Origin of the sequence: Anoxybacillus ayderensis, from assembly GCF_013761015.1 — a bacterium.
Taxonomy (GTDB): domain Bacteria; phylum Bacillota; class Bacilli; order Bacillales; family Anoxybacillaceae; genus Anoxybacillus; species Anoxybacillus ayderensis.
Genome location: NZ_JACDUV010000006.1, coordinates 84,920 through 101,476, shown reverse-complemented (window position 1 = coordinate 101,476; position 16,557 = coordinate 84,920). Strand labels below are relative to the sequence as shown.

The 16,557-nt window shown below is 42.6% G+C and carries 20 protein-coding genes; all 20 read right to left on the bottom strand.

Going from position 1 to position 16,557, the window contains the following annotated elements:
- Position 1: 1 nt before the first annotated feature.
- Positions 2-145 (bottom strand): YqzL family protein, encoded by a 144-nt coding sequence (locus HNR63_RS09865; protein WP_019416900.1) that lies wholly within the window; start codon positions 143-145, stop codon positions 2-4.
- 99 nt (positions 146-244) lie between these two features.
- Positions 245-1,153, bottom strand: coding sequence for a GTPase Era (gene era, locus HNR63_RS09860; protein ID WP_181520589.1), 909 nt, complete (start codon positions 1,151-1,153; stop codon positions 245-247).
- A 66-nt stretch (positions 1,154-1,219) separates the two neighbouring features.
- Positions 1,220-1,606 (bottom strand): diacylglycerol kinase family protein, encoded by a 387-nt coding sequence (locus HNR63_RS09855; RefSeq protein WP_021095106.1) that lies wholly within the window; start codon positions 1,604-1,606, stop codon positions 1,220-1,222.
- Between the two features lie 6 nt (positions 1,607-1,612).
- The gene (ybeY, locus tag HNR63_RS09850) at positions 1,613-2,080 is read right to left on the bottom strand and encodes an rRNA maturation RNase YbeY (RefSeq protein ID WP_085788230.1); all 468 of its coding nucleotides are present in this window, start codon (positions 2,078-2,080) and stop codon (positions 1,613-1,615) included.
- A gap of 60 nt (positions 2,081-2,140) precedes the next feature.
- The gene (locus HNR63_RS09845; RefSeq protein WP_181520588.1) at positions 2,141-3,103 is read right to left on the bottom strand and encodes a PhoH family protein; all 963 of its coding nucleotides are present in this window, start codon (positions 3,101-3,103) and stop codon (positions 2,141-2,143) included.
- 3 nt (positions 3,104-3,106) lie between these two features.
- Positions 3,107-4,294, bottom strand: coding sequence for a sporulation protein YqfD (gene yqfD, locus HNR63_RS09840; RefSeq protein ID WP_181520587.1), 1,188 nt, complete (start codon positions 4,292-4,294; stop codon positions 3,107-3,109).
- Positions 4,295-4,305: 11 nt separating this feature from the next.
- Positions 4,306-4,590, bottom strand: a complete 285-nt coding sequence (yqfC, locus tag HNR63_RS09835) for a sporulation protein YqfC (protein ID WP_021095110.1) — start codon at positions 4,588-4,590, stop codon at positions 4,306-4,308.
- Between the two features lie 53 nt (positions 4,591-4,643).
- Positions 4,644-4,976: a hypothetical protein gene (locus tag HNR63_RS09830; RefSeq protein WP_181520586.1), complete on the bottom strand. Its 333-nt coding sequence runs from the start codon at positions 4,974-4,976 to the stop codon at positions 4,644-4,646.
- Between the two features lie 7 nt (positions 4,977-4,983).
- On the bottom strand, positions 4,984-5,973 hold the full coding sequence (floA, locus tag HNR63_RS09825) for a flotillin-like protein FloA (protein WP_021095112.1): 990 nt from the start codon (positions 5,971-5,973) through the stop codon (positions 4,984-4,986).
- The gene (locus tag HNR63_RS09820; protein ID WP_181520585.1) at positions 5,970-6,632 is read right to left on the bottom strand and encodes an NfeD family protein; all 663 of its coding nucleotides are present in this window, start codon (positions 6,630-6,632) and stop codon (positions 5,970-5,972) included. Before HNR63_RS09820 ends, floA begins: the two co-directional genes overlap by 4 nt.
- Before the next feature lie 92 nt (positions 6,633-6,724).
- Positions 6,725-7,168: a GatB/YqeY domain-containing protein gene (locus HNR63_RS09815; protein ID WP_003393899.1), complete on the bottom strand. Its 444-nt coding sequence runs from the start codon at positions 7,166-7,168 to the stop codon at positions 6,725-6,727.
- Between the two features lie 14 nt (positions 7,169-7,182).
- Positions 7,183-7,356 carry a 30S ribosomal protein S21 gene (gene rpsU, locus HNR63_RS09810; RefSeq protein ID WP_003393897.1) on the bottom strand — a complete coding sequence of 58 codons (174 nt, stop codon included), beginning with the start codon at positions 7,354-7,356 and terminating at the stop codon, positions 7,183-7,185.
- A 99-nt stretch (positions 7,357-7,455) separates the two neighbouring features.
- Positions 7,456-8,808, bottom strand: coding sequence for a tRNA (N(6)-L-threonylcarbamoyladenosine(37)-C(2))-methylthiotransferase MtaB (gene mtaB / locus HNR63_RS09805; RefSeq protein WP_085788224.1), 1,353 nt, complete (start codon positions 8,806-8,808; stop codon positions 7,456-7,458).
- Positions 8,809-8,818: 10 nt separating this feature from the next.
- Complete coding sequence (locus HNR63_RS09800) at positions 8,819-9,568, bottom strand: 16S rRNA (uracil(1498)-N(3))-methyltransferase (RefSeq protein ID WP_181520584.1); 750 nt, start codon at positions 9,566-9,568, stop codon at positions 8,819-8,821.
- Positions 9,569-9,582: 14 nt separating this feature from the next.
- Entirely contained in the window at positions 9,583-10,521 is a 939-nt protein-coding gene (prmA, locus tag HNR63_RS09795) for a 50S ribosomal protein L11 methyltransferase (protein ID WP_085788222.1), read from the bottom strand.
- Positions 10,522-10,544: 23 nt separating this feature from the next.
- Positions 10,545-11,666 (bottom strand): molecular chaperone DnaJ, encoded by a 1,122-nt coding sequence (gene dnaJ / locus HNR63_RS09790; RefSeq protein ID WP_085788221.1) that lies wholly within the window; start codon positions 11,664-11,666, stop codon positions 10,545-10,547.
- A gap of 131 nt (positions 11,667-11,797) precedes the next feature.
- The gene (gene dnaK, locus HNR63_RS09785; protein WP_009374037.1) at positions 11,798-13,615 is read right to left on the bottom strand and encodes a molecular chaperone DnaK; all 1,818 of its coding nucleotides are present in this window, start codon (positions 13,613-13,615) and stop codon (positions 11,798-11,800) included.
- A gap of 13 nt (positions 13,616-13,628) precedes the next feature.
- Positions 13,629-14,210: a nucleotide exchange factor GrpE gene (gene grpE, locus HNR63_RS09780; RefSeq protein WP_021095118.1), complete on the bottom strand. Its 582-nt coding sequence runs from the start codon at positions 14,208-14,210 to the stop codon at positions 13,629-13,631.
- A gap of 66 nt (positions 14,211-14,276) precedes the next feature.
- Entirely contained in the window at positions 14,277-15,311 is a 1,035-nt protein-coding gene (hrcA, locus tag HNR63_RS09775; RefSeq protein WP_085788219.1) for a heat-inducible transcriptional repressor HrcA, read from the bottom strand.
- Between the two features lie 77 nt (positions 15,312-15,388).
- Entirely contained in the window at positions 15,389-16,531 is a 1,143-nt protein-coding gene (gene hemW, locus HNR63_RS09770) for a radical SAM family heme chaperone HemW (RefSeq protein ID WP_181520583.1), read from the bottom strand.
- Between the last annotated feature and the right edge of the window lie 26 nt (positions 16,532-16,557).

The window sequence follows — 16,557 nt, the reverse complement described above, 5'->3', positions numbered from 1 at the left end:
GTTAAAGGACGTGATAATCTCTTTCAGTTATATGATACGTGGAATCGCTGGCTTGCTCTTGCGTTTCGCGTTCTAGCTCCTTAAACAAAAGATACGTGTCAATATTCCCTGTTTGGCTGAACAGTTTCCAGGTAAAATCGAGCATCGAACCACACCTTTCTCTCGTTAGTTGACGGTGATTGAGCAGCTCACTTGTAGTTTGCCCTTTTTGCGCTGTCGCAATGTCTTTTAAAATTTTACAGCATTAATACTCATCTTCACGATAGCCAAGGTCTCGCAACTGTGCCATTTTATTGCGCCAATCTTTTTGTACTTTTACCCATAATTCTAAAAACACTTTTGAACCGAGTAGCGCCTCAATATCAGCGCGCGCACGTTGACCAATTTCCTTCAACATTTGACCACGCTTGCCGATAATAATTCCCTTTTGCGAATCACGCTCAACGATAATGGTCGCTGCAACATATACCGTATCTCCATTTCCGCGCCGTTCAATCGAATCAATTACAACCGCAATCGAATGTGGCACTTCTTCTCGCGTCAAATGGAGTGCTTTTTCGCGAATGAACTCAGCAATAATAAACCGTTCAGGGTGATCCGTTATTTGATGCGCTGGATAATATTGCGGTCCTTCTGGCAAGTAATGTTTAATTTGTTGCAACAACGTTTCTACATTGTTGCCTTGCAACGCTGAAATAGGGATGACTTCGGCAAATGAATGGAGCGAGCGATATTGCTCAATGAGCGGCAATAAATCGTCCGGGTGCACTTCGTCAATTTTATTAATGACTAAAAACACCGGTGTTTGCACTTGTTTTAAACGTTCAATAATAAACTCATCACCGCGACCGAGCCCCTCGACAGCATTCACCATAAATAAAATTAAATCAACTTCTTGCAACGCGCTTTGCGCTACTTTTACCATAAAATCGCCAAGCTTATGTTTCGGTTTATGAATGCCCGGCGTATCAATAAAAACGATTTGCGCGTCATCTGTTGTGTACACACCTTGAATTTTATTGCGCGTCGTTTGCGGCTTATCGCTCATAATTGCAATTTTTTGCCCGATGACGCGATTTAAAAATGTAGATTTTCCTACATTCGGTCTTCCGATAATTGCTACGAATCCTGATTTATATCCTTCTCGAACCATAAAAACCTCCATCGCATAAAATATGCTTGCTTTTTATTCTACCAAAATATGAACGCGATTTCACTACTATTTATGAAAATGTAAAGAATTTTTAAAAAATACATACAGATAAGGAAGGAAAATGGAAATCCCGATGATCACGGATATAAAAGCAAACACGAGTACAGCGCCAGCGGCTAAATCTTTCGCTTCTTTTGCTAACGGCCGATACTCATCTGTTACTAAATCAACCGTCCGTTCTATTGCGCTATTGACGATTTCTAAACTCATGACTGCTCCAATCGTCAAAAGCAACACGAGCCATTCCATTTTCGAGATACGAAACATCGCTGCAGCAACGATAACAGCAACCGTTGCCACGAGATGAATGCGCATATTTCTTTCATGACAAACGGCAAGACGAATGCCATTTAGAGCATATAATACGCTAGCGACAAACCGCTTCCAACGCATCATCAATCATCTCGTTAAGCCAAATTGTTGTAATAGTTGTTCTTGTTTCGTAAACATCTCTTTTTCTTCTTCTTCTGTTTCATGATCATAGCCAAGCAAATGTAAAAAACCGTGTACAGCTAAAAAACCGAGTTCACGCATAAATGAATGACCGTATTGCTCCGCTTGCTCGCGTGCTTTCGACACAGAAATAATAATATCCCCGAGCACAGGTGGAGCATCTACACCGACAATTTCAATTTCTTCTTCGCCCATTTCTTCAAGGGCGAACGAAATGACATCTGTCGGCTGATCTTTTCCACGATAATCGCGATTTATTTCGCGAATTTTTTCATTGTCAACAAACGTAATGCTCACCTCTGCGCCATCTGGCACACGTTCTTCCTTTGCCGCATGTTGCAATAGTTTTTCAATCAGTTCTACTTGTTCTTCTGTCATCTCATTTGTTTCATCCATAAAATCAATCACTAACATAAAATCTCCCTCTTTCTTTTGTTAAAGTGCAAAAAGGACCCACATCAACATGGGTCACATTTACATTCCAGCATCTTCGTATGCAGCGATAATTTTGCCGACGAGTGGATGGCGTACAACATCAGCTTGCTCCAAAAAGACGAATGAAATTCCGCTTACATTCGTCAAAATGTCTTTTGCAATCGCAAGCCCAGAACGAACTCCTTTCGGTAAATCGACTTGTGAAATATCTCCCGTAATCACCATTTTCGAGCCGAAACCGAGACGTGTTAAAAACATTTTCATTTGCGAAGGCGTCGTATTTTGCGCCTCATCTAAAATGACAAACGCATCATCTAACGTTCGCCCGCGCATATATGCAAGCGGAGCAATTTCAATCGCACCGCGCTCAATTAATCGTTGGGTATGTTCATGACCAAGCACGTCATGAAGCGCATCATAAAGTGGGCGTAAATACGGATCGACTTTTTCCTTTAAATCCCCCGGCAAAAAGCCTAAATTTTCCCCTGCTTCCACAGCTGGACGCGTCAAAATAATTCGCTTGACTTGTCCGTTTTTTAACGCTTGTACAGCCATCACAACCGCTAAATACGTTTTTCCTGTTCCTGCTGGCCCAATGCCGAAAATTAAATCATGGCGCTGGATAGCAGAAACGTATTGACGCTGACCGAGCGTTTTAACACGAATCGCTTTCCCTTTCGCATTTTTTCCGATTTCTTCATTGTACAGTTCAATAAAGTAAGAAATCGTTCCATTTTTCGCCATTTGTAGCGCATAAAGCACATCACGCTCGCTAATGACAATGCCTTTGCGAACAACAAGCAACAAATGACGCAACAACGCATCAACAAGCTCAATATGTTGTTTGTTTCCTGACACGCTTACCGATTCGCCACGCGTCACAATCGAAACACCAAGTTCTTGTTCAATGCGTTTCAAATGAACATCGTGCGTACCGAACAAAGCGAGCGCTTCATCTGCATTTTGTACGTTAAGGTGAATCGTGACAAACTGTTCCGACATTCCTCAGTCTCCTTGAATAATTGGTTGTGGTATCGCAATGTTTTCAATGACTTGGTAATGCATTTCTACTTTTACTTTACCATTCTCCTTCGCCTCATGCAAAACTTTTTCACCTTGAATGTTCGCATCCGCAGGTAGTTGTCGCTGTAACTGCTCGCGCGCAATTTGTTTCGCTACCGCTTTTGCTTGTTCGTACGAATACTCACGAACGGCTACTTCTTTTTCACGCCACACGACTTTTTCATAAACAATCGGTAACGTCCATGTGAAAAAGCGAAACGTTTTTTCATCTACTTGTTTTTCAAATTGTGAAAACTGCTCTTCATGATCCCAAAAAATTGGGATTTTCCACGACCAAAAACGAACGTAATGTGTTTCACGCTTTTTTCCCGTCAACATATAAAACGTCGTTTTCATCGGAACAGCAACAGTAGACTTGTACCATGTCTCGCCTAAAATTTGACCGCGCGCTGGCACGATCTCTGTCTGTCCTTCTTTTCCAATAAAACCGGAAACGAGCAATTGCCCCGGAACGACATGATCATTCACTTCTACAACCGCCTGACCTTGTTCAACAAACATGTACGTAATGACTGCTTTTTTCTTCGCAACAAGATGCTGTGGGGTATTCGATTTCGTTTCTGTTGGCCGCTTTTTTTCAACGACTTGACAATATAACGTCGTTCCACGCCACTCCACACCAATCCACGTAATCGCGTCTATATTGTTGATTACCGTTCGCTGAATCGTCTCAGGAGACGGAATGACAAATTGCAATGCACCGCGCTCAACCCCTATTTTTTTCAACTGCTGCCTAACAGTATGTTCGACTTCTGGATTCGCCCCTGTCACTTCAATACGCCAAATCATGTTAGATAATATAAACACGATACATATAAACGTAACGACTCCGACAACGATACCGCTATTTTTCCACGATGCTTTTAACCAAAACGGCGCACCTCGTCGATCGAGAACATATAATTTACAACCGCTTTTTCTCATCGCCCCTCGCACATGATGAATATCGCGAAGGAGCATATGGCACGTTAGCGAATTTTCCCCTTCCCGCTTCACGTTCCATACGTATATCCCACGACGTGTAAATTCATTTAATAACCGTTCTAATCCTTTTCCAACGATACGCACCCGTAAATTTCCAGTTAACTGATACATCCATTCGTTTTTCACACCCGCCCCCCCTATTCTTCCAAATATAAAACTTGACTAATTTTCCCCTCGAGCAAAATTTCTTCTGGCAAAATGGTTTTAATGGTAAACGATTCCCCTTTGACAAGCAACTGCCCGTTTTTCAGCAACAAGCGCAATTCGCGATCTGTAAACAAAAGCAAACCGCGATGATTTTCTATGTAGATATGAATATGTCCAATCATCGTAATACGGGGGAGGTCAGCGACAACATCCGCAGGCAGTTCCATTTGATTCGTTAGCCATTGTCGCATTTTGTTTTTCCATTTTCTGATCATAAACAAAACCCCCTTTCATCTCATATGTATGAGTGAAATGGGGGTTATAGCACTTATTTTCTACCGAACGGACGCTTTGCCCGCGGTGGACCGAGCACTTCTGAAAAAATTACACCTTGTACGAGCGGGTGTTTAGGTAATTGTTTCCTCTCCACTCGTTGCTCTTCCGTTCGTTGTGACACAATCATTTGCTCTTTTTCTTTCTTCACTGGGCGTCTTGTTCGTGGTTCCTCTTCGATCATAACGACTGTCGGCTTTTGTTCTTGTTGTTGTTTTTCAACTGTTTCTTCTGTCATTTTTATTCGTTTTCCAACCCACGAAACAAACGCCGCGAAAACAAAGACAAAAAATATGTTGTTAAGGAGCCAATCAATTAGCGCCATCATGTATTCCTCACTTTTTCTCGTCATCCGGATGTTGTGTCAATTTCCCAATGGAATCACGCATGTTCGTATCTGCCATAATGTTTTTTAAGTTCATGTAATCCATCACACCAAGTTTACCGGAACGGAGCGCTTCCGCCATCGCAAGCGGCACTTGCGCTTCCGCTTCCACAACTTTCGCCTGCATTTCTTGCACGCGCGCTTTCATTTCTTGTTCAAGCGCAACTGCCATCGCCCGACGTTCTTCCGCTTTCGCTTGGGCAATCTTTTTATCTGCTTCCGCTTGGTCTGTTTGCAATTCGGCACCAATGTTTTTCCCGATATCAATATCAGCAATGTCGATTGATAAAATCTCAAACGCCGTTCCTGAGTCTAGCCCTTTTGCTAATACGGTTTGTGAAATCATATCTGGATTTTCAAGTACTTTTTTATGATCGTCCTGGGACCCGATCGTAGAAACAATCCCTTCCCCTACACGTGCAATAATCGTTTCTTCTCCCGCACCACCAACTAATCGATCAATATTCGCACGTACAGTGATGCGTGCTTTCGCTTTCACTTCAATACCGTCCATCGCTACACCAGAAATAAACGGTGTTTCAATGACTTTTGGATTGACGCTCATTTGTACCGCTTCTAATACATTTCGACCAGCTAAATCAATTGCCGCACAACGTTCAAACGTTAAATTAATATTCGCTCGCTGCGCAGCAATTAACGCATTAACGACACGGTCGACATTTCCTCCCGCTAAATAATGGCTTTCTAATTGGTTAGTTGTGACATCAAGCCCTGCTTTTTTTGCCTTAATTAACGGATTAATGACACGCGATGGAATGACGCGGCGCAACCGCATCCCAATGAGTGTAAAAATGCTAATTGGCACACCCGAAGCAAGTGCGGAAATCCAAAGCATAACGGGAACGAACGAAAAAAATACAGCTAGCAACACAAGCCCTAACGCAAGCGCAATAATAAATAAAAGTTGATCCGGTGTCATACGATTTCCTCCTCTTTTTTACATTCTCGAACGACAACTTTTAACCCATCTACATCAACAACTTCAATCGGACGATGTCGTTCAATATATTCCCCTTCTGTGACGACATCTACACGTTCGTCATCAATGAGCGCCGTTCCTGCTGGCCGCAATACAGTGATTGCCACTCCGCGCTTTCCGATTAAATCAACGCGCGCTTCATGAGACACATACCCTTCTTCATTCCGTTGTTCATCAGTAAGCACGATTTTTTCAAAAAGCGCCATCTTTTTTTTGCTCACTCGACTGAGCCATATGCCCATCATAATCGCACTCACGACAGCTATGGCTAATGACACTGTAACGAAAGGGGAATGTTTTGCGGCTAAAAATAAGCTCCAGACGAGCGTACCAAGCCCGAAAAAGCCAATGACCCCACCCGGCACAAACAACTCAATGACTAACAAAATAAGGCCAATAGCAAACAACATCATCGCCCCAACGCTTGTTAAACCAGCTACTAAATGCGATGAGAAAAAAAGTAAAAAACAAATGATGCTTACAGTTCCTTTCCATCCCCAACGCGCATCGTACAGTTGCCAAACGAACGTGACGCTGCCGGCAATTAACAAAAGCGCGGCAAGAAATGGATGGGTGAAAACAACAATTGGACCGGCCATGCTTTTTCCTCCCTTCACCTTTATTATGTACGTATGAAAGAAGAAAAAGTTTCAAAAATCAAAAAAACACCTTACGATATCGTAAGGTGTTTTTAGCTTAAATGTTGTTGAACAAGCTTGTTGACGAGCGAGCCGTCCGCTTTTCCTTTCACTTTCGGCATGATCGCTCCCATCACTTTACCCATATCCGCTTTCGAGGAAGCGCCGACTTCGGCAATCGTTTCTTTGACGATTTGCACTAGCTCTTCTTCGCTCAACTGCTTCGGCATGTAAAGTTCAAGAACCGTAATCTCTTCCTTGACTTTATCAACAAGGTCTGTGCGACCAGCTTTTTCAAATTCTTGGAGGGAGTCTTTACGCTGTTTTAATTCGCGAGAAAGTACGGTTAATTCTTCATCTTCGGTCAACGTTTTGCCAAGTTTAATCGCTTCGTTTTGCAAAGCGGATTTCACCATGCGAATGACCGACAATTTGTCCTTCTCTTTGTTTTTCATCGCTTGCTTCATATCATTGTTCAAACGTTCGAGAAGACTCATAAATACACCCTCTTTTAATATTTGCGCTTTCTAGCCGCTTCAGACTTTTTCTTACGTCTTACGCTTGGCTTTTCATAGAATTCGCGCTTTCTTGCTTCTTGCAACGTACCTGTTTTTGAAACCGCACGTTTGAAGCGACGAAGAGCATCTTCAAGCGACTCGTTTTTACGAACGATCGTTTTCGACATCCTACTTCCCTCCCTCCGAACAAAACCGCTAATCCTTGGTACATGTGGAACATGTACTTTCAAAGTATAATATAACCAAGTTCATAAGTCAACTTCTTTTTATGAGCTTAACCGAACGATCTCATGATGATCATTTATCACGCGCACAAATTCCCCTTCATTATACGGATAACCTGCTTTTGTAATTTTCACTTTAACAAGTTGACCGACCATCTCTTCTGTTGCTGGGAATTTTACTTTTAAGTAGTTGTCCGTATAGCCAACATATAAGCCGCTTGTTGGATCTTCTTTGTACAGCTCTTCTGGAATGACTTCAAGCACTTGTCCTTCAAACTTCGATGCATATTCTTTCGCTAGCTGATCAGAAAGTGTAATTAAGCGATGAACGCGCTCATTTTTCACTTCCTCATCTACTTGATCTGGCATTCTTGCTGCTGGGGTGCCTGTCCGCTTCGAATATGGGAAAACATGCAATTCAGAAAAACGTTGTTCACGAATAAACGTATATGTCTCCATAAATTCTTCTTCCGTCTCACCCGGGAAGCCGACAATGACGTCGGACGTAACAGCTAAATCTGGAAATACTTCACGCAAACGCGCTAACCGTTCCGCAAAAAATTCCGTTGTATATTTGCGACGCATCCGCTTCAATACCGTATTTGATCCTGATTGCAACGGAATGTGTAAATGGCGGACGATTTTATCGGATTGTTTCAATACCTCGATCACTTCATCGGTAATTTGGCTCGCTTCAATCGACGAAATACGCAATCGTTTTAATCCTTTCACTTGCTCATCGATGTCGCGCAACAACATGGCGAAATTGTAGTCTTTCATATCTTCTCCATATCCACCTGTATGGATGCCTGTTAATACAATTTCCTTATAGCCTGCATCAACAAGCTGTTGCGCTTGGCGAATGACTTCTTTCGGATCGCGTGAACGCATTAAGCCACGCGCCCATGGAATAATACAAAACGTACAAAAGTTATTGCATCCTTCTTGGATTTTAAGCGATGCGCGCGTTCGATCTGTAAATGCAGGCACATCCAATTCTTCATATACGCGCGTTTTCATAATGTTGCGCACACCGTTAATCGGCTCACGCTGTTGTTTAAACTGCTCGATGTACTCTAAAATTTTTCCACGATCTTGTGTGCCGATGACGATATCGACACCTGGAATAGCCATCACTTCCGCTGGAGAAGTTTGTGCATAACAACCTGTTACACAAACGACCGCATCTGGATTGCGACGCACTGCACGCCGAATGACTTGGCGGCTTTTTTTATCGCCTGTATTCGTGACTGTACATGTATTAATAACATATACATCGGCATGGCTTTCAAAATCTTTTCGCTCATATCCTGCTTGTTTAAACAATTGCCAAATCGCTTCTGTTTCGTAATGATTTACTTTGCATCCTAACGTATGAAATGCAACCGTTGGCATATATATCACCTCACTTAAGTTCCCATTCATAAGACGCCGCTGACAACGCATATAACGGTGCCGTCTCCGCTCGTAAAATGCGCGGTCCAAGACTACATGTCATGAAACCATGTTGTTTTAATAACGTCACTTCTTGCTCGGATAAACCGCCTTCTGGTCCAAAAACAAGAAGAAGTGACTCACCTTCATTCATCGTTTGAAGAAGGTGGGCAAGTACACTGTGCCTTCCCTCTTTCGCTTCTTCTTCGTAAGCGATACATTTATAATCCATATCGTTCGCCCACGCAATGAGTTCACGAATCGTCATCGGAGCATAAACAGACGGCATATGTGCCCGGTGGGATTGTTCAGCTGCTTCTTTCACAATTTTTTGCCAACGTTCCACTTTTTTATCGCCTTTTTTCTCGTCCCATTTGACGATCGAACGAGATGTAATGAGAGGAAGGAAGCCTCTCGCTCCAAGCTCTGTTCCTTTTTGTAAAACGAGTTCGTATTTATCTCCTTTTAACAGTCCGCTTGCGACATAAATGTGCACAGGCAGTTCGACATTTGCCTCTATCCATTGTATAATACGGCATCGGACAAAATCATTGGAAATTTGTTCGATCTCACAAAGCATCGTTTCACTACGCTCATTACAACAAAGAAGACGATCACCTTCATTCATGCGCATGACCCGCCCGATATGATGGACGTCATCGCCAGAAATCATGACGTGATCGCCAACGATTTGCTCGTTACGTACGAAATATCGTTGCAATGCGAACACCCTTTTTATTGTTTTTTCGCAATAAATGCGATCCAATCTTCCATCGTTAACGTTTCTTCAATTGTGAAACCAGCGCGAAGAAGACCTTCTTTCACTTCTTGTTTTTTCGTTTGAATAATGCCCGATGTAATAAATACGCCTCCCGAACGCAACAAACGATACGCATCATCGACAAAACGAAGAATAATTTCAGCTAAAATGTTCGCAACGATGACATCTGCTTGCTCATCGACTCGATCAAGTAAATTGTTTTGCGAAACGGTGACGACATCGTGCACTTTATTTAACTTCACGTTCAATTTTGCACTTTCTACTGCGACAGGATCTAAATCGAGCGCATGAACACGTTTCGCTCCTAACATCGCAGCAGCAATACTTAAAATGCCTGAACCGGTACCGACATCGACGACCGTATCGCCTTCTTTGACCGTCTTTTCAAGCGCTTGAATACACATTACTGTCGTCGGGTGCGTCCCTGTGCCGAACGCCATGCCTGGATCTAATTCAATAATTAATTCGTCGCTTGAAACGGGTTCATACGTTTCCCATGTCGGAACGATCGTAAATCGCTCAGAAATTTTGACCGGATTGTAATACTTTTTCCACGCTGTCGCCCATTCCTCTTCGTTCACTTCGCTAATCGTAATTTTGTTTCGTCCAATATCGATGTTATATAACATTAAATTGTTAATCGCCTGTTTAATTTCTTCGACCGTTTCACCTAAAAAGCTATTTACCGGCAAATACGCTTTAATAATAACTCCTTCTTCGGGGTAATCGTCAGGATTGAGTTGGTAGATTTCCCCGTAAGTCGTTTCTCGTTCTTTCGTTAATTCAAACGGATCTTCAATGACGACGCCACCCGCACCTGCTTCATGTAAAATATTTGAAATCGCCTCGACCGCTTCGTGTGTTGTATGAATGCTTATTTCAGACCATTTCATGATCTACCAACTCCTCCTTCACGTTACTCCCCTTTAAATGCTCGCTTCACTTTCGCAAAAAAACTATCTTCTTGTCCATGCCCTTGACTGAGTTGTTCAAACTCACGCAACAATTGTTTTTGACGTTCGGTTAACTTCGTTGGTGTGACAACACGAACACGAATATGTTGGTCTCCTTTTCCATATCCATGCACATTCGGTACGCCTTTTCCTTTTAAACGGAATTTCGTACCTGTTTGCGTACCTGCTGGAATTTTCAATTTCACTTTTCCATACAACGTCGGTACCTCAATATCCGCACCAAGCGCGGCTTGCGTAAACGTAATTGGCATTTCACAATAAATATCATCGCCATCGCGTTCAAAAAACTCATGCGGTTCAACATAGAAAACGATGTACAAATCTCCAGGCGGTCCACCGTTTATTCCTGGTTCACCTTGACCTGCTAAGCGCAATTGTTGACCGTCATCGACACCGGCAGGAATTTTGACGTGAATTTTTTTCCGTTTTTTCACACGACCTGTTCCATGACATGTCGAACATTTTTCTTTAATAAAGTGTCCTGTGCCACCGCAATGATGACACGGGCGACGATTTACGATGCGACCAAACGGCGTCGCTTGTTCAATCGTTAATTGACCTGTACCGTGACAATGTGCGCACGTTTCTTTTTTCGTTCCTGGCTTCGCTCCAGAACCATGGCACGTATCGCACGTGTCTTCACGTGGAATTTCAATGTCCGTTTCTTTTCCAAAAACCGCTTCTTCGAATGTAAGTCTCATCGTATATTGCAAATCTGCCCCTGCACGCGGTGCGTTCGGATCACGTCGACGCCCACCGCCAAAAAAGCTACTAAAAATATCTTCAAAGCCGCCAAACCCACCGAAGTCAAAATCAGCCCCGCCAAATCCACCAAACTGTTGATTCGGATCCGTATGGCCGAATTGATCATAGTGGGCACGCTTTTGGTCATCGCTTAACACTTCGTATGCTTCTTTAATTTCTTTAAACTTTTCAGCTGCATCGGGCGCTTTATTAATATCTGGATGATACTGTTTTGATAACTTTCGATATGCTTTTTTAATTTCTTCTTTTGTTGCGTTTTTACTCACGCCGAGCACTTCATAGTAGTCTCGTTTACTCATGATCACCCACTCCCGACTCGTTCACATGAACGTAATTTTATCATTGTCTGAACTTGTTGCGCAATATATTTGATGTTTCCATAGCAAAAAAGTCAAAGCCAAGGCAGGCCTGACTTTGACTTTTTGTTTGTTTACTTATCTTCTTTCACTTCTTCAAATTCCGCATCGACGACGTTGTCGTCTTTTTTGCCTTCGCTTTGTTGTGCTTGCGCTTGTTTAGCCGCTTGCTCATATAGCTTAACAGAAAGCTGTTGCACAACTTCTTGCAACGCGTTTTTCTTCGCGCGAATGTCTTCGATATCTTTGCCATCAAGCGCTGCTTTTAATGCATCTTTTGCTTCTTGCGCTTTTTTCACATCCGCTTCGTCTACTTTTCCTTCTAATTCTTTTAACGTTTTTTCTGTTGTGAAAATGAGATGGTCTGCTTCGTTGCGAAGTTCCACTTCTTCTTTTCGCTTCCGGTCTGCTTCTGCATTTTCTTCTGCTTCTTTAATCATGCGTTGAATTTCTTCTTCAGACAAACCAGAAGAAGATTTAATTGTAATCGATTGCTCTTTATTTGTACCTAAGTCTTTCGCGCGCACGTGCACAATACCGTTTGCGTCAATGTCAAATGTGACTTCAATTTGCGGTACACCGCGCGGAGCTGGCGGAATGTCTGTTAATTGGAAGCGACCGAGCGTTTTGTTATCGGCAGCCATCGGACGTTCACCTTGTAAAACGTGAATGTCTACAGCCGTTTGGTTATCTGCTGCCGTTGTGAAAATTTGCGACTTGCTTGTCGGAATAGTTGTATTGCGCTCAATTAATTTTGTAAAGACGCCACCCATCGTTTCAATACCGAGCGAAAGTGGTGTTACGTCTAATAATACGACGTCTTTTACGTCCCCTGCGATTACTCCACCTTGAATCGCTGCACCGATCGCAACAACTTCGTCTGGGTTTACTCCTTTATGAGGCTCTTTGCCAATTTCTTTTTTAATCGCTTCTTGAACAGCTGGGATGCGCGTTGAACCACCAACAAGAATGACTTTGTCGATATCTGCAGGCGTCAATCCAGCGTCTTTTAACGCTTGACGAACAGGTCCCATCGTGCGCTCAACTAAGTGCGCCGATAATTCTTCAAATTTTGCGCGCGTTAACGTCATTTCTAAGTGAAGTGGACCGTTTTCATTTGCGCTAATAAACGGCAATGAAATTTGCGTTTGCATCACGCCAGAAAGCTCTTTTTTCGCTTTTTCTGCCGCGTCTTTTAAACGTTGCAACGCCATTTTATCTTTTGATAAATCAATGCCGTGTTCTTTTTTGAACTCTTCAACTAAATAATCGATGATGACTTGGTCAAAGTCGTCACCACCGAGGTGGTTGTCACCAGCCGTCGCTTTGACTTCGAATACGCCATCACCTAACTCAAGAATCGATACGTCAAACGTACCTCCACCAAGGTCGTATACGAGAATCGTTTGATCTTCGTCCATTTTATCTAATCCGTATGCTAACGCAGCCGCTGTTGGCTCGTTAATGATGCGCTCGACTTCTAAACCAGCGATGCGGCCAGCATCTTTTGTCGCTTGACGTTGCGCATCGTTAAAGTAAGCTGGAACAGTAATCACGGCACGTGTGACAGGTTCACCTAAGTACGCTTCCGCATATGATTTTAAGTATTGCAAAATCATTGCAGAAATTTGTTGTGGTGTATATTCTTTTCCTTCTACTTGTACTTTATAGTCTGTACCCATATGGCGCTTAATCGAAATAATTGTATTTGGGTTCGTAATGGCTTGACGTTTTGCGACTTCGCCGACTAAACGCTCACCGTTTTTAAACGCAACGACAGATGGTGTCGTGCGACCTCCTTCTGGGTTTGGAATAACTTTTGGCTCGCCGCCTTCTAACACAGCGACGCAAGAGTTTGTTGTACCTAAGTCAATGCCGATAATTTTGCTCATACATAATCCCTCCTCATTGATTTACTTTGACCATTGCTGGACGAATGACACGATCTTTTAATTTGTAGCCTTTTTGGAACTCTTCCACAACTGTATTTGGCTCATAATTTTGATCATCCACTTGCATCACTGCTTGGTGCACATGCGGGTCGAACGGTTTTCCAACCGATTCAATGACTTCGACCCCTTCTTTTTTGAGCGCTTCAACTAATGAGCGATAAACCATTTCCATTCCTTGCAATAACGACTTTGCTTTTTCATCTTCTACTTGCACTTGTAACGCGCGTTCAAAGTTATCTAAAATCGGCAACAAATCGGAAACTAAACTTTGCGCGCGGTATTTTTCAGCAGCTTCCATATCTAAACGCACACGGCGACGATAGTTGTCAAAATCGGCATGCAGGCGAAGTAAACGATTTTCTGTTTCTGCTAACTTCGCTTCCAGTTGAGCAATTTTTTCATATGCAAGCGCTAGCTCATCTTGTTCTTCTTGTTGTGTTTCTTCACTTTGCACTTGCTCCTCTTGCGCTTGCTCGTCTTGTACGTCTTCCAATTGTTCAACCGTTTCATCATATGTACGCTGTTCTTTCTCCATCTTCTCACCTCCCTCAAGCACTTGAAAAGCGGATGGGGAAATTCCCCATCCATAATATTGACATCGCTAATCTTTTTGATACCACACCGATAACACCTTCGACAAATCCGTCGCAACAAGGTTTAATAGTGAAATGACGCGCGAATATTCCATACGAGTCGGTCCAAGAACAGCAATCGTACCAAGCTTTTCTCCATCGACAGAATATGTCGCTGTAATTAAACTGCAGTTTTCCATTCCTTCTACATCGTTTTCTGTGCCGATTTTCACTTGAATGCCTTGTTGCTTATGCTTTCTCAACAAACGATAAAACTCTTTTTCTTGTTCAATGACATTCAGCAATGCGCGAAGCTTATCGATGTCGCTAAATTCCGGTTGACGAAGCATGTTCATTTTTCCGCTTAAAAACATTTGCGCAGGCGCGTTTAAATCTAAAGAAGACGAAATCATTCGCAACATGTGGTCGTAGCTTTGGATATGTTCGCGAAGCACGTGCGCAACTTCCGTTTGAATTTTATCTGTTAAATCTTCTAAAGGTACACCTGTCAACCGCTCGTTTAAAATGTTGACCATTTTTTCAACGTCCGATGGTGGAATGGACGATGGCAACGTCACAACATGCTTTTCTACATATCCTGTATCGGTCACAATAATCGCAACTGCTGTTTCAGCATTCAGCGGAACGATTTGAATCGTTTTTAATTTATGTTCTTTCACCGAAGGACCGAGGACAACGGTTGTATAGTTCGTCAAGTCCGATAAAATTTGCGCCGATTTTTCAATGAGCTTTTCTAATTCATATATTTGTTCATGGAAAATGGACTGGATCGTTTGTACATCTTTTTGTGTTAACTGGACAGGTGGCAATAAATGGTCAACGTAATAACGATATCCTTTTTGAGAAGGAACGCGACCAGAGGAAATATGCGTCTTTTCAATAAAACCTAGCTCCTCTAAGTCCGCCATCTCGTTACGAATCGTTGCTGAACTAAACGTAATTTGCTCTTTTTTCGATAACGTTCGTGAACCAACAGGTTGCCCAGAACGAATAAAATCATCGACAATAATTTTTAAAATTAACAATTGGCGATCTGTTAGCAACGCTCATCACCTCTGTTAGCACTCTAATGAAGCGAGTGCTAAATCTACTATTAAGGTATCAAATTGCACTTGTCGTGTCAAGATGAAACGCCAAGAAACGATTGAAATACTTCATTTCCAAGCAATTTGCCGCGATGAGTAAGGAAAATTGCTTCCTCTGTCTCTTCAAGCAATCCGTTTCGTTTTTGCAAGGCAATGGCTTCACCGAACACGTCATGCACCGTTTTTCCATATCGCATGAAAAATTCATTTTTATTAACCCCTTCGATTTTTCGTAAACCAAGAAACATATGCTCTTCCATTTGCTCCTCTTTCGACACAACATGCGTGTCCACATGTGGCAACTGTCCTTGCTCAATGAGCTGTATATATTTTTTAATCGGTCCAGCGTTTACATGTCTTATGCCGTTCATATAGCCATGGGCGCCTGCACCAAATCCGTAGTAATCGTCGTTATTCCAATATGTCATATTATGACGGCTATCAAACCCTTTTTGAGCGTAATTACTTAGTTCATATTGTTTATATCCGTGTTGCTCCATCTGTTCCATAATCATTTCATACATATATGCTTCTTCTTCTTGACTTGGCAACGGCAACGTCTGCTTTTTCATTAAGTTGTAAAATACTGTTTTTGGCTCAATAATGAGCGAGTAGGCAGACACATGTTGAATCGGCAACGAAAACGTCACACGTAACGTTTCTTTTAGATGGTCGATCGTTTGTGTCGGCAATCCGTACATTAAATCGATATTTATATTATGAAAGCCGAGCTTGTGCGCGCGCTCAATCGTCTCGATCGCTGTTTTTTTCGTATGGGTACGTCCGATGCGTTGGAGCAATTCACGATCGAACGTTTGCACGCCAAAACTGAGGCGGTTCACTCCCCACTGCTTAAGCACGTATAACTGCTCATCGCTCACTTCATCCGGATTCGCTTCAACGGTGAACTCGACATCGGAAGCGAGCGAAACGATGCGGTGAATGGCACGCAATAATCGATCAAGCTGTCGAACGGTCAATGACGTCGGCGTTCCTCCTCCGATAAATACGGTTTGTAATTGCGGTGTCGGAACACGTTCAAACGTCCGTTCCATTTCGATGATTAACGCGTCGATATAAGCGTCGACCGGTTGTTGATGTAAAAATACTTTATTGAAATCACAATAATGGCATATGTGCGTACAAAACGGAATATGAATATATGCTGCTTGAATCATTTGTTTCACCCTTTTCTATGCAAAAA